This window comes from Humitalea rosea, assembly GCF_003253705.1.
Lineage (GTDB): Bacteria > Pseudomonadota > Alphaproteobacteria > Acetobacterales > Acetobacteraceae > Humitalea > Humitalea rosea.
The window spans coordinates 76,817-90,226 of record NZ_QKYU01000015.1; the positions used below are offsets into that span (position 1 = coordinate 76,817).

A 13,410-nucleotide genomic window follows, 5' to 3' on the forward strand; every position below is an offset into this window, starting at 1 on the left:
GTCGCTGCGAAGCGCGGGCCTTAGCCGAAGCAGCCGCGGAAGCCAAGGCAGGCGATGCCCGCGCGGAGGCATACTACCGTCTTATAAGCGTATAGACCACCTGCAGGTCGATCGTGACGCCGCTCGGGTCCGCCCCCGGCGGGAAGGGCGGCAGCCGCGCACCGGCCCGGAACGGCACCTGCGTGCCGCGATCGAGCCAGGTCGATCCCGACCCGCGCAACAGCCGGACCCCGCGCACCGTGCCATCGGGCGAGGCGGTGATGCGGACCTGGACGGTCCCATCCTCCCCATTCAGCCGCGCCAGCTCCGGATAGCGCAGGTTTTGGTCGAGCCAGGCCCGGAAGGCGTTGCGCCAATCGGGGCCGACCTGCGCGCCGCGCACCTCCAGGGTCGGGTCGGGCGAGAGGCGGCCGAGGAGATCCGGGCCGATGGCGGTGTCGAGTTGCCGGCGCCGGGTCGTGGGGGCGGATGGGCGCTCGAAGGCGAAGCCCTCGGGCAGCCAGATCGGCGCGTTTCGACTGCTGCGCGGCGCCGGGGCCGGTGGGGCCGGGGCGCGGGGGCGGATCGGCAGGGCCAGGGGGCGCGGCGTGGGCAGGCTGAACGACGGGGGCTCAGGCTCCGGCGGTGCCTGTGTCTCGGGCGGCGGGGGCTCGGGCAGCGGGGGCTCGGGCAGCGGGGGCTGCGGGACCGGGGGCTGCGGGACCGGGGGCGGCTCGGGCGGCGCCGGGGCATCGGCGGGCGGCGGGGGTTCCGGCACCGCGGCGGGCGCGGGGCGGGGCGGCGCGGGCGTTGGCGGCGCCTCGACCGGCGGCGGAGGCGGCGCCGGGGCGGCGGGCTGCGCCACGGGCGGGGCCGGCGGCGGCGGCGGGGCCGGGACCGGCGGAGGTGCGTCCGGCACCGCGGGGGCCTCGGCGGGTGGCGGGGCGGCCTCGGCCGGCTGCTGCGCCGGGCGGTCGGGCGCGCCGCCCTCCATCACCACTTCGATCGCGGCGGGCGGCAAGGGTTCGGGCAGCTTCCGGGTCATATCGGGCAGCAGCCAGCCCAGCAGCAGGGCGGCATGCAGCAGCAGCGAGGCCGCGATCCAGCGCCCGATCAGCCGGCGCCGGGCATGGGCGCGCGACAGCCCCATCCGATCGGGACGCGGCGCGTGGATCGGCGGCCTCCGCGAGACGGCGGGGCCGGGGGGGAGGCCGGTCATCTCCCCCCCTGTAACGCCGCCCCGCCGCCACGGCGACCGCCGGACGGGAAACGAAGAGTGACCGCGCCCCGGCTAAGGCCGCCCGAGGCGCCGGCTCAGGCGCTCCGTGCCAGGGCTGGCGCCGGCCCATAGACCCCCCGCTCCCCCGGCAGCGGCACCAGGCGGTCGGTCAGCCCCAGCACGGTTTCGGCGCCGCCCAGATACAGCGCGCCATCCGGGGCCAACTGCGCCGCCAGCGCCGCCAGCACCTTCGCCTTGGTCGGCGTGTCGAAATAGATCAGCACGTTGCGGCAGAAGATCAGGTCGAATCCGCCCAAGCCCCGATGCTCGCCGAGCAGGTTGCGCTCCTCGAACCGGCACATGGCGCGCAGGGCGGGCTTGATCCGCCACTTCCCGCCCTCCTGGATGAAATGCTTCACCAGCATCTGCACCGGCAGGCCGCGCTGCACCTCGAATTGGGAGAAGACACCCTCCCGCGCGCGCTCCACCACCTCCCGCGACAAATCGGTGCCGAGGATATCGACCTGCCGCCCGGCCAGGGCCGGAAGCTGATCGGCCAGCAGCAGCGCCAGCGAATAGGCCTCCTGCCCCGTGCTGCAGGCGGCCGACCAGATCCGCAGCCGCGCCCCCGCCGGGCGGGCGGCGTGCAGCGCGGGCAGGATGCGCTTCACATGCTCAAAGGGTTTGCCGTCACGGAAGAAGCTGCTTTCGTTGGTGGTCAGCGCCTCCACCACGTCGCGCACCAGCGGCTCGCCACGCGGGTCGCGCAGCGCCTGCGCCAGCGCCGCCAGGGAGGCAAAATTCCCCCGCCTGAGGATCGCCGCCAGCCGCGTATCCAGCATGTAGCCCTTGTCCGGCGTCAGCACGATCCCGGCGCGGGCCTTCACCAGCCCGGCGATGGCGGCAAAGGTATCGGGGCTGCTGCCGCTCATGCCCGCAACCCCCTGCCCTGCTCGCCGGCGCAGAGCGCCAGCATCCGGTCCGCCAGAAGCTCGGGCGGGGCCAGCATCGCGGGCAGCCCGGCCCGCGCCACCGCCCCGGGCATCCCCCAGACCACGGAGGAGGCCTCGTCCTGCGCCAAAACCGTGCCGCCCGCCTTGGCGACCGCTTGGCATCCGATCAGCCCGTCCTGGCCCATGCCGGTCAGCACCACCGCCAGCACCCGCCCCTCACAGGCGCGCACCAGGCTGCGGAGCATCGGATCGACCGCGGGGCGGCAGAAATTCTCGGGCGGGTCCTGGGTCAGCCTCGCAAAAAGCACCCCGGCGGGATCGCGTTCCGCCAGCAGATGATAATCGCCCGGCGCCACATAGATCCGCCCCGGCAGCAGCGGCTCGCCGTCCTTGGCCTCCGCCGCCGGGGGGCCGCCGAGCTGGCCGAGGTGGTCGGCCAGCATGGCGGTAAAGCCCGGCGGCATGTGCTGCACCAGCAGCATCGGCAGGCTGGGCGCCGGCACCAGCCGGCGGATCAGGCTGGCCAGCGCCTGCGGCCCGCCCGTACTGCTGCCGATCCCGATCGCCCGCGGCCGTGCGCCAGATCGGGCCAGTGGCGCGGCGGGAGGCAGCGCTGGGGCCGAAAGCACCCGGCGCCGGGCCCTGACCTTGGCCCAGCCCTTCACCTTCTCCACCAGCTCGGCGCGGAAGGCGGGGTCCTGGATGCCGCCGCCGGCAGCACCAGGCTTGGGCACGTAATCCGCCGCCCCCGCCCGCAGCGCCGCCATCGCCGCCGAGGCCCCGCGCTGGGTCAAGGCGCTTGCCACGATCACCACCAGCTGCGGCCGCGCGCGCAGCAGCAGCGGCAGCGCCGTCATCCCGTCCATCACCGGCATTTCCAGATCCAGCAGCACCACATCGGGCTGCAGGCTCCGCACCGCCTCCAGCGCCGCGCGGCCATCGCCGACGCGGCCGACCACGGTGATGCCGCCATCGGCCTCCAGCACGCGGGCCATCGCGCCGCGCGCGGTCGGGCTGTCGTCACAGATCAGCACCCGCACCGCCGCCGCGCCCACCGCAATCCTCGCCGGGGCCAGGGCGATCACGCGGGCACCTCGGCCGCGTCGAGCAGGCCGATCTGCGCCAGCTTGCCGCCGAGGATCGTCGCGTCGAAGGGCTTCATGATGTATTCCTGGGCGCCGGCCTGCAGCGCCTCCACGATCCGCGAGAATTCCGATTCCGTCGTGCAGAGCACGATCGGCGGCCGATCCGCGCCGAATTCGGCACGCGCCGCGCGCAGGAAGGTGATGCCGTCCATCACCGGCATGTTCCAGTCGAGCAGCACCACATTCGGCAGCGCCTCGGCGCGGCAGGCGATCAAGGCCTGCTCGCCATCCTCGGCCTCGCGCACCGAAAAGCCGAAGCCTTCCAGCATCCGCCGCGCGGCCTTGCGGACCACACGGCTGTCATCCACCACCAGGGCAGAGCGTCGCATCTCGCCTCTCCGCTCACATCGGCCCGAAGGCGAGAACCCGCTCCACATCCAGCACGATGAGCAGCCGCCCATCCTGCCGATGCACACCCTTGCTGACCTCGCGCCACAACGGGTCCAGGGTCGGGGGATTCGGGGCGGCGTCGCGCGCATGCAGCGGCACCACCTCGCCCACCGCATCCGAGAGCAGGCTGTAGAGTTCGCCGCCATGCTCGACGACGACGCTCATCGGCGCCGGCGCGCCCGCCTCGCGTGGCGGCAGGCCGAGGCGGCGGCGCAGGTCGATCGCGGTGACGATGCGGCCGCGCAGATTGAGGCTGCCGGCGACCTCGGGCGGCGCCAGCGGGATGCGCGTGATGGTCTGCGGCCCGAGCACATCGCGCACCACCAGCGCCGGAACCGCGCAGGGCTTGCCCGCGACGGTCAGGGTGAGGAAGACGATGCCGGCATCCTCGGCGGGCACGGCGCCGCGCGAGGCGGGTGGGCCCGGTTGGGTACCGGTCTGCATGTTGGTCTGCATTGTCGTGATCCCTTCAGGCGCCGACATGGGCGAGGCAATCGGCGAGGCTGCGGAGCACCGCGCCGCGGTCGAACTTGCCGACGTAATCGGTGAAGCCGGCCTCGCGGCCGCGCGCGACATCCGCCGCCCCCGCCCGGCCGGACAGCGCGATCAGCGGCAGGTCGCGCCACGGCCCGCCCTCCCGCACCGCCGCGGCGAAGGCGAAGCCATCCATCCCCGGCATCTCGATGTCGGAGATGATGATGTCGAAGCTATGGCCCGCCTCGCGCAGCCGCAGCGCCGCCATGGCATCATCGACCGCGGTGACCTCGTAGCCGACCGAGGAGAGCGTCGGCACCACGAGGTTGCGGAAGAAGGCGCTGTCCTCGACGATCAGCACGCGGGCGGAGGCCTGCTGCCGCGCCTCGGGGCCGAACCAATCCTCGCCCGCCTGGTGGAGCCAATAGGCGCAGTCCAGCACCTCGGTCACCTTGCCCGCGATCACCGCACTGCCAAGGAAACCCGGCTGGTCCTGCTGGGATTCGATGGTCAGGCGTTCCTCGACGACATCGAGGATCTCATCGACCATCAGCCCGAGCGCGCGGTCGCGTTCGTTGAAGACCAGCACCGATTGGCGCGCGCCGGGCTCGGGCGGCATCCAATGGCCACCGATCGGGATCAGCGGCATCAGCTTGCCGCGATACTGCACCACCGGATGGCCGGCCGACATCTCGATCTGTTCGGCGGCGATATCCTCCAGCCGCGCGACGAGGCCGAGCGGCACCGCCTTGGGCGTCGCATCGCCGGCGCGGAACAGCAGCATCGCGGTGCGGGCATTGGAGCGCGCATTGGCGATGGCGGCGGCGGCCTGGTCCTCGCCCAAATCATCGGCGCCGACGCCGGTCGCCCGCGCGATGCCGTTGGGATCGAGGATCATGATGACCGAGCCATCGCCGAGGATGGTGTTGCCGCTGAACATGGTGACATGGCGCAGGATCGGCGCGACCGGCTTGACCACGATCTCCTCGGTGTCGAAGACGCGATCGACGATGATGCCGAAGACATGCGGCCCGACCTGGGTGACGATGACGAAGGCGGCGTCCCCATTGCCCTCGGGGACCGCATCCAGCCGCAGCAGCGTGGCGAGCGAGACCAGCGGCAGCAGCCGCTCCCGCAGCCGCAGCACCGGGGTGTCGTTGACCCGCTCGACCGCCGCCCCGCCGCCGCCGCCGACGCGCACCAGTTCCAGCACGCCGATCTGCGGGATCGCGAAGCGCTCGCCGCCGGCCGCGACCACCAGCGCCGAGACGATCGCCAAGGTCAGCGGGATCTTGATGATGAAGGTGGTGCCGCGCCCTTCGCGCGAGCGCAACTCGATCGTGCCGCCGATCTTCTCGATGTTGGTTTTCACGACATCCATGCCGACGCCGCGCCCCGAGACCGCCGTGACCGCCGCCGCGGTGGAGAAACCGGCACGGAAGATGAAGCGCTGGATCTCGTGCTCGGCCATGCCGGCGAGTTCGGCCTCGGTCGCCAGCCCATTGGCCAGAACCTTCTGCCGGATGCGCTCCACCGGCAGGCCGCGGCCATCGTCGCCGACCTCGATGATGATGTGCCCGCCTTCATGATAGGCGTTCAGGATGATGCGCCCGGCATCGGGCTTGCCCGCCGCGCGGCGCTGCGCCGGGGTTTCGAGGCCATGGTCGCCGCTGTTGCGGACCATATGGGTCAGCGGGTCCTTGATGAGTTCGAGCACCTGGCGGTCAAGCTCGGTCTCGGCCCCGCGCATGTCCAGCTCGATCTTCTTGCCGAGTTCGAGCGAGAGGTCGCGCACGAGGCGCGGCAGCTTGGCCCAGGCATTGCCGATCGGCTGCATGCGGGTCTTCATCACCCCTTCCTGCAGGTCGGTGGTGATGTGCGACAGCCGCTGCAACGGCACCGCGAAGGCATTGTCGCCCGAGGCGCGGACCAGCTGCATCAGCTGGTTGCGGGTCAGCACCAGCTCGCTGACCAGGGTCATCAGATCCTCCAGCACATCCACGGTGACGCGGATGGTCTGCGGCGCGAGGCTGGTGCCGGACGATGATTCCGGCTCGGCCAGGGGCGGCGTCTCCGCGCGGAGGATCGGGGCGGCGATCTCGGCCGGCTCGGGCGCGACCTCGACCGCCAGCGAGACCTCGGGCGCCGACGCGGCCGGCGGCGGGCTGCGCCCCTCGGAGGCCGCATCCAGGGCTGCGATCAGCGGCTGGTCGTCCCCCGCGGTCTCCGAGCCGGTGCGCTCGATCCCGGAGACGATCATCTTGATGCGGTCGAGCGAACTCAGCACCAAGGTGATGCCGTCGCCGGTCACGACCAGGCTGCCGTCGCGGTATTTGCCGAGCACATTCTCGGCGGCATGGGCGACATGTTCGAGGCGGGAGAGGCCGAGGAAGCCGCAGGTGCCCTTGATGGTGTGAACCAGGCGGAAGATTTCCGACAGGGTCGGCCGGTCGTCCGGGCAGCGCTCCAGCTTCACCAAGGCGGCGTCCAACGCCACCAGCCCCTCATTCGTCTCGGTCAGGAAGTCTGCGAGCAGGTCATCCATGGCGTATCCCCGGCACTGCGATTCACGAAAGCGCAGTCTGCCGGGGGGGGAGCGAAGGAAGGGTAAAGGGGCTGCTCAGCCGCGTTGGAGCAGCAGCGGCCCCGGCTGCGGGCCGGCGCCGAAGGCGAGGGAGACCCGCCAGCCCTCGGCCTTCGCCAGGGCCAGGAGCATTGGCGTGAGCACGGCGCGCGGCTCGGGTTCGACCAAGGTGCCGGCGAGGCCCTGGCCCAGCCCCGCCGGCCAGCGCGCATCCGGCCCCTCGGGCAGGATGACGAGGTGGTCGGCCGAGCCGGTCAGATGCACGACCCCGCCGCGCGGCAGCGCCTCGACCGCCAGCATGGCGCCGACCAGGGCCAATTGCCCCGCCTCGGCCGGCAGGACCACCCCCGGCGGCAGCCCGCCCAGGAAGCGGACGCGGCCGCCGGCCAGCACCGCATCCAGCAGCGCCGACAGCGCCGGCGCCGGCATCGGGCCGGTATCGCCGGCACAGGCCGCGCGCCACAGGCGGAGCCGCGCGCGAATGGCGCGGGCGCTTTCCAGGGCAAGTTCCATCGCCTCATCGGGCACCGCCGCGCCCACTTGGGCATCGGCCGCATCCTCGGCATCGCCCGCCATTTCCAGCGCACCGACAACCATGCCCGCGGGCCCGCCCATGTCATGGCAGATGCGCGCGCAAAGCGCCTGTGCGAGCCGCAGTGCCGTTACACTGGCAAAATCTGTTCCAACCGTCATCGCGCCACTCTGCCCGGATGCAACCGCAAGTGTTAGGGCCAGCCCCCTTGCGAACCAGTAAACTCGGCGGGATGGTGCGCCCGGTCATGCCCTTTCTTCTTGAGCCCGGAATGTGGGTGCGCCACCCAAGCCGCCCCGATTGGGGCATTGGCCAGGTGCAGTCGGTGATCGGCGACCGGGTGACCGTGAATTTTGAGAACGCGGGCAAGGTGCTCATCAATGGGGCGGTCATCGCCTTGCAGACGCTGGACGAGGCACCCGACACGCGATGACGGAATTTTTTGCGGCTGTGATGGAACTACCAGGCACCTGGCAGTTCTGGGTGGCTGTCGGCGCGACGGCGGTGGCCGGGATGATGCGCGGCTATTCGGGATTCGGGACCGCGATCCTGCTCTCCCCGGTCTATTCCACGCTGTTCGGCACCCTGGGCGGCGTGCCGGCGATCCTGCTGATGGAGCTGATCGTCTCCATGCAACTGCTGCCCAAGGCGATTGGGGAGGCGGACCGCCGCACCATCCTGCCGCTCGGCGCCGCGGCCGTGGTCGCGACCCCCTTCGGCGCCTGGGTGCTGCTGAATGCGGATGGCGAGATCCTGCGCCGCGCGATCGGGGTCTGCGTGCTGCTGTTCGGCGCGCTGCTGATGTCGAGCTGGCGCTACCACGGCTCCCGCCCGCTGCTGCTGAACCTCTCGGTCGGCGTCACCTCGGGCCTGCTGAAGGGGGCGACGGGGATGAGCGGGCCGCCCGTCATCCTCTACCTCCTCTCCGGGCCGGAGGCAGCGCGCCAGCATCGCGCCAGCCTCATTCTGTTTTTCTCCATGATTTCAGTGATTTCCATCGCCGCCCCGCTCTGGGCCGGGCTGATGGGGCCGGTGCTGTTGGCCAAGGTGGCGCTGCTGCTGCCGGTGCTGGCGATCTCCGTCCCCGTGGGCGTGCGGCTGTTCCATATCCTGCCCATTGTCTGGTACCGGCGCTGTGCCCAGTTGCTTTTGGCGCTGGCGGGCGGCTTCGCCCTGCTGTTCTGAGCGTAAACCCCGCAAAGGGCTTGCGGCGCGGGGGGGTATCGGACCAAATCCCGCCATATCAGTGTCACCCGACCCAGGAAGGACAGGCCCAAGATGCTCGATCCGTTCGGCCGGCGGATCTCCTACCTCCGCGTTTCGGTCACCGACCGATGCGACCTCCGCTGCGTCTATTGCATGGCCGAGGACATGACCTTCCTCCCCAAGTCGGAGGTCCTGACGCTTGAGGAGCTGGACCGCCTTTGCGGCACCTTCATCGGCCTGGGCGTCGAACGCATCCGCCTCACCGGCGGCGAGCCGCTGGTCCGCAAGAACGTCATCTCGCTGTTCCGCAACCTCGGCGACCGGATCGGGCCGGGCGGGCTGAAGGAGCTGACGGTCACGACCAACGGCTCGCAACTCACCAAGATGGCCGGCCAGCTCTATTCGGCCGGGGTGCGGCGCATCAACGTCAGCCTCGACACGCTGGATGCGCAGAAATTCGCCGCCATCACCCGCTGGGGCAAGCTGGAGCCGACCCTGGATGGCATCTTCGCCGCCAAGGCCGCCGGCCTCGCGGTCAAGATCAATGCCGTCGCGCTGAAGGGCGTGAACGAGGAGGAATACGACCGCATGCTCGCCTGGTGCGGCGAGCATGGCTTCGACCTGACCCTGATCGAGACCATGCCGATGGGCGACATCTCCGGCGATCGCGCCGGCCAGTATCTGCCGCTCTCCCTGGTCCGCCAGCGGCTGCGCGAGCATTGGACGCTGACCGAAAGCAGCCATGCGACCGGCGGCCCCGCCCGCTACTACGACGTGGCGGAAACCGGCGGCAGGCTCGGGCTGATCACGCCGATGACCCACAACTTCTGCGAATCCTGCAACCGGGTGCGGCTGACCTGCACCGGCACGCTCTACATGTGCCTCGGCCAGGATGACGCGGCCGATCTGCGCCGGCCGCTGCGCGATCCGGGTGTCGATGACGAGGGCTTGCGCGAACACATCCTCGCCGCCATCGCACGCAAGCCGAAGGGGCATGATTTCGTTATGGATCGCGCCGCCGTCGCCCGCCATATGAGCGTGACGGGCGGCTGACGGTGGTGGAGCTGGTCAACCGGCTGGCGATCCCCGGCCTGCCGGACTGGAGCGGCCTCGTGCTGCTTGGCATGCTCGCGGTCTTCGGCGCGGCCTTCCTGTTGATGCCCTTCTCCGTCTTCGGGCTGAAGGGGCGGCTGGAGATCCTGGAAGCGCAGCTCGACGAGATCCAGGCCGAGCTGCGCACCCTGTCGGTGCGCGAGCAGCCGCAGGGCCGCCGCATCTCCCCCGATGAGGGCTGGGCGGAACCGCCCATCGGCCCGCGTATCGCCCGCACCGAGGCGGAGGCGCCGAGCCCGGCGCCCCCGATCCCGCCCCCCCCCGCCTGGCCGAGCGCCAGGGGGCGGACGGAGCCCCGGATCGATTGGCCCCGCAGCGGGCGGTAAGGCGCGCCCGCCGCGGGCGTTGGTTGCGGCAGCGCGATACCCGGGGTCGCCAGATCGGCGCGCCGCTGAACATGATCGCCGCTCGCCGCCGCGCGGCGTGTCGGCGCGGCCGTTTTCCCCCCGCGGCTTGCCCGGCCCCGCCGACCGGCGCTTGATGCGCCCGACCAGGAGCCGAGCCATGCCCATGTCCGCGATCCAGATGCTCCCCGGCCATGACAAGGCTGCCAGCCTCGCGGCGCGGGACGCCGCCTGATTCCCCCCCGCGCGGCCTTCCTCGCCTCCTCCGCCCCGGCGGCGCAGGAGGGGCTGGCACGGCTGGTCGAGCTTTACGGCGACCTGCCGGAGGAGGAGGCGGAGGTGATCGTCGCCCTCGGCGGCGATGGCTTCATGCTGGAGACGCTGCATCGCGTCCTGCATCGCGGCATCCCGGTCTATGGGATGAACCGCGGCAGCGTCGGCTTCCTCATGAATGCCTGGTCGGAGAACGGCCTGCCCGCGCGGCTGGCCGAGGCCCAGGCCGCGACCCTGCATCCGCTGCGGATGATGGCGCTGGATGTGCATGGCAAGCGGCATGAGGCGGTGGCGATCAACGAGGTCAGCCTGCTGCGCGAGACCCGCCAGGTCGCCAAGATCCGCATCACCGTCGATGGGCGGGAGCGCCTTGCGGAGCTGAGCTGCGACGGCGTGCTGGTCTCCACCCCGGCCGGCAGCACCGCCTACAACCTCTCGGCGCATGGGCCGATCGTGCCGCTTTCGGCCAATCTGCTGCCGCTGACCCCGATCAGCGCCTTCCGCCCCCGCCGCTGGCGCGGCGCGCTGCTGCCATCGGAGGCGCAGGTGGTGTTCGAGGTGCTGGAGCCCGAGAAGCGCCCGGTCGCCGCCGTCGCCGACTTCACCGAGGTGCGCGAGGTCGTCCGCGTCGAGGTGCGCGAGGATCGGACGGTGTCGCTCACCCTGCTCTTCGATCCGGGGCATGGGCTGTCCGAGCGGGTGATCGCGGAGCAATTTACCGTCTGAGCCGATTGCCCGCCCCGGAGTGCCATGCCAGCGTCACGGCTTCTGGAGAGGGGTCATTCCATGCGCCATCCGCTGGCAGCGCCCGGCCCGGCCGCGTCCATACCCCGCCGTTTGCACCCCGCCGTCTGCACAAGGGACTGATCGCCATGTCGAAATACTTCCTGGGCCCGATGCCGAGCCCGTTGAGCACCGAGGTCGTCGCGCTTCTGGAACAGGCCGAGACGGCCACCATCGGCCATTGGCGCCACTGGGGCTTCGTCGATCGCGGCGTGCATGCGCTGCTGCCGAGCCTGGTGAAGGGCGGCCGCCGCTTCGCCGGCACCGCCGTCACCGTGCAGATCCCGGGGGCCGACAGCACGCTGCTGCATCATGTGCTCGGGCTGCTGCGGCCGGGCGACATACTGGTGGTGGACCGCCTGGGCGACACGCGCCACGCCTGCTGGGGCGGGGGCGTGACCGTGGCGGCCAAGGCGGCCGGCGCCAAGGCCGGCGTGGTGGACGGGCCCTGCACCGATCTGGAGGAGGTCGAGGCCTCCGCCTTCCCGCTCTGGGGCCGCGGCCTCGCGCCGATCACGACCCGCGTCTACGACCTGGGCGGGCGGATGAATGTGCCGGTCTCGATCGGCGGCACGGTGGTGATGCCGGGCGATGCGGTGCTCTGCGATGAATCGGGCGTGCTGGTGATGCCGCCCGCCGAGGCCGAGGCCGAGGCCCGTGCCGCCATCGACCGCCAGGCGCGCGGGCTGATCACCCAAGGGCGGGTCGCGGCGGGCGAAAAGCTCGGCGACCTCAGCGGCGCCAGCGCCAAGGTGCTGGCCGGCCAGTGAGCTATTCGTCTGTGAGTTTCTCGCTGGAAAAGCAGCCGGCGCGCGGCTCGCGCGGTGTGGTCTGCACGAATCATCCTTTGGCCTCGGCGGCCGGCGCCGAGGTGCTGCTGGCCGGCGGCAATGCCGTGGATGCGGCCGTGGCGGCGCTGTTCACCCTGACCGTCGTCGAGCCGATGATGGTCGGGCTGATGGGCGGCGGCACCGCGCATCTGCGGATGGCCGATGGGCGGCATATGGTGATCGACGGCCTCTCCCGCGCGCCGGCCGCCGCGACGCCGGACATGTATGCGCTGGATGCCGCCGGCGAGGTGCGCGACCGCGCCAATGCCTATGGCGCGCGCTCCTTCGCGGTGCCGGGCTCGCTGCCCGGCTGGTGCCATGCGCTGGCGACCTATGGCACCTGGTCGCTGGAGGATGTGATGCAGCCGGCGATCCGCACGGCCGCGCGCGGCTTCCGCGCCACCGCCTACCTCTCCGACGCCATCGCCGATGCCTCCGCCGATCTGGCGCTGGATGCCGATCTGGCGGCGCGTTTCCTGCCCGGCGGCACCCGCGTGAAGGCGGGCGAAGTGCTGGTGCAGGGCGCCTATGCCGATACGCTGCGCGAGATCGCGGCCCAAGGCCCCGCGGTGCTGCAAGGCCCGCTGGGGGCGGCGATCGTCGCGGCCTCGGGGCTGATCTCCCAGGCCGATCTGGATGGCGCCGCGCCGATCGAGCGCACCCCCATCCACGGCACCTATCGCGGCTTCGACATCTGGGGGCCGCCGCCGCCCGCCTCCTCCGGCGTGCATATCGCGCAGATGCTGAACATCCTGGAGGGGTTCGACCTCAAGGCGCTCGGCTCAGGCACGCCGGCTGCCGTGCATCTGCTGGCCGAGGTGCTGAAGATCGCCTTCGCCGACCGCTCCGCCGCCACCGCCGACCCGGCCTTCGTGACCGTGCCGGTCGCGCAGATCATCGCCAAATCCTATGCCGAGGCACGGCGGGCCGCGATCGACCTCACTTGCGCCCAGGCCTGGGCCGCCGATCCGTCGCTGAAGGAATCGGCCAATACCACGCATGTCACCGTGGCGGACGCCGCCGGCAACATCATCGCCACCACCCAGACCATCAACAGCCTGTTCGGCGCGCGGGTCGCGGTGCCGGGGACCGGGCTGATCTGCAACAACTACATGCTGAACTTCGACCCCAAGCCCGGTGCGGCGCTGTCGATCGAACCGGGCAAGCGGGTCTTCACCTCGATGGCGCCGATGATCGTGACCCGGGACGGCAAGCCCGCCTTTGCGCTGGGGCTGCCCGGGGGCTTGCGGATCTTCGGCTCGGCGATGCAGGCGCTGGTCAACCTCATCGACCATGGCATGGCGCTGCAATACGCGGTCGAGGCGCCACGCATCTGGACCATGGGTGGGGACCTCGAACTGGAGCCGAACATCAGCGCCGCGACCGCCGAGGCGCTCTCCGCCATGGGCCATCCGGTGAAGCGGGTGCGGACCATCGGCGGCGGCATGAACGCCATCGCCTTTGAGGCCGATGGCGCCATGACCGGAGCGGCCTGCTGGCGCGCCGATGGCTCGGTGGTGGCCCTCGGTGGCGGGCATGCGCGGGCCGGGGTGCGCTTCTCCCCCGATGCGCCCGTCACCTAGCG

14 protein-coding genes are annotated in these 13,410 nt (G+C 71.6%); 7 read left to right on the forward strand and 7 right to left on the reverse strand.

Annotated features, from left to right (window positions below):
- Positions 1 to 73 precede the first annotated feature (73 nt).
- From C8P66_RS24715 to C8P66_RS14010, 7 genes are all read right to left on the reverse strand, one after another.
- Positions 74 to 1,198 carry an energy transducer TonB gene (locus C8P66_RS24715; RefSeq protein WP_146422864.1) on the reverse strand — a complete coding sequence of 375 codons (1,125 nt, stop codon included), beginning with the start codon at positions 1,196 to 1,198 and terminating at the stop codon, positions 74 to 76.
- 95 nt (positions 1,199 to 1,293) lie between these two features.
- The gene (locus C8P66_RS13985; protein WP_111398887.1) at positions 1,294 to 2,130 is read right to left on the reverse strand and encodes a CheR family methyltransferase; all 837 of its coding nucleotides are present in this window, start codon (positions 2,128 to 2,130) and stop codon (positions 1,294 to 1,296) included.
- Complete coding sequence (gene cheB / locus C8P66_RS13990; protein WP_281271350.1) at positions 2,127 to 3,236, reverse strand: chemotaxis-specific protein-glutamate methyltransferase CheB; 1,110 nt, start codon at positions 3,234 to 3,236, stop codon at positions 2,127 to 2,129. Before cheB ends, C8P66_RS13985 begins: the two co-directional genes overlap by 4 nt.
- Complete coding sequence (locus tag C8P66_RS13995; protein ID WP_111398888.1) at positions 3,233 to 3,625, reverse strand: response regulator; 393 nt, start codon at positions 3,623 to 3,625, stop codon at positions 3,233 to 3,235. Before C8P66_RS13995 ends, cheB begins: the two co-directional genes overlap by 4 nt.
- 13 nt (positions 3,626 to 3,638) lie before the next feature.
- Positions 3,639 to 4,130: a chemotaxis protein CheW gene (locus tag C8P66_RS14000; RefSeq protein WP_245903523.1), complete on the reverse strand. Its 492-nt coding sequence runs from the start codon at positions 4,128 to 4,130 to the stop codon at positions 3,639 to 3,641.
- Between the two features lie 25 nt (positions 4,131 to 4,155).
- Positions 4,156 to 6,705 (reverse strand): hybrid sensor histidine kinase/response regulator, encoded by a 2,550-nt coding sequence (locus C8P66_RS14005; RefSeq protein WP_111398890.1) that lies wholly within the window; start codon positions 6,703 to 6,705, stop codon positions 4,156 to 4,158.
- Between the two features lie 75 nt (positions 6,706 to 6,780).
- Positions 6,781 to 7,437, reverse strand: coding sequence for a histidine phosphotransferase family protein (locus tag C8P66_RS14010; RefSeq protein ID WP_111398891.1), 657 nt, complete (start codon positions 7,435 to 7,437; stop codon positions 6,781 to 6,783).
- Positions 7,438 to 7,523: 86 nt separating this feature from the next.
- Between C8P66_RS14010 and C8P66_RS14015 the strand changes: the two genes are divergently transcribed.
- From C8P66_RS14015 to ggt, 7 genes are all read left to right on the forward strand, one after another.
- Complete coding sequence (locus C8P66_RS14015) at positions 7,524 to 7,709, forward strand: DUF3553 domain-containing protein (protein WP_111398954.1); 186 nt, start codon at positions 7,524 to 7,526, stop codon at positions 7,707 to 7,709.
- Positions 7,706 to 8,461: a sulfite exporter TauE/SafE family protein gene (locus tag C8P66_RS14020; protein WP_111398892.1), complete on the forward strand. Its 756-nt coding sequence runs from the start codon at positions 7,706 to 7,708 to the stop codon at positions 8,459 to 8,461. The genes C8P66_RS14015 and C8P66_RS14020 overlap by 4 nt, the downstream gene beginning before the upstream one ends.
- A 93-nt stretch (positions 8,462 to 8,554) precedes the next feature.
- On the forward strand, positions 8,555 to 9,535 hold the full coding sequence (gene moaA, locus C8P66_RS14025; RefSeq protein ID WP_111398893.1) for a GTP 3',8-cyclase MoaA: 981 nt from the start codon (positions 8,555 to 8,557) through the stop codon (positions 9,533 to 9,535).
- 2 nt (positions 9,536 to 9,537) lie between these two features.
- On the forward strand, positions 9,538 to 9,921 hold the full coding sequence (locus tag C8P66_RS14030) for a hypothetical protein (protein ID WP_111398894.1): 384 nt from the start codon (positions 9,538 to 9,540) through the stop codon (positions 9,919 to 9,921).
- Positions 9,922 to 10,170: 249 nt separating this feature from the next.
- A complete protein-coding gene (locus C8P66_RS14035; protein WP_111398895.1) occupies positions 10,171 to 10,938 on the forward strand; it encodes an NAD kinase in 768 nt (255 codons plus the stop codon).
- A gap of 146 nt (positions 10,939 to 11,084) precedes the next feature.
- Complete coding sequence (locus C8P66_RS14040) at positions 11,085 to 11,765, forward strand: RraA family protein (protein ID WP_111398896.1); 681 nt, start codon at positions 11,085 to 11,087, stop codon at positions 11,763 to 11,765.
- Complete coding sequence (gene ggt, locus C8P66_RS14045; protein ID WP_245903525.1) at positions 11,762 to 13,408, forward strand: gamma-glutamyltransferase; 1,647 nt, start codon at positions 11,762 to 11,764, stop codon at positions 13,406 to 13,408. Before C8P66_RS14040 ends, ggt begins: the two co-directional genes overlap by 4 nt.
- The last annotated feature ends 2 nt before the right edge of the window (positions 13,409 to 13,410 follow it).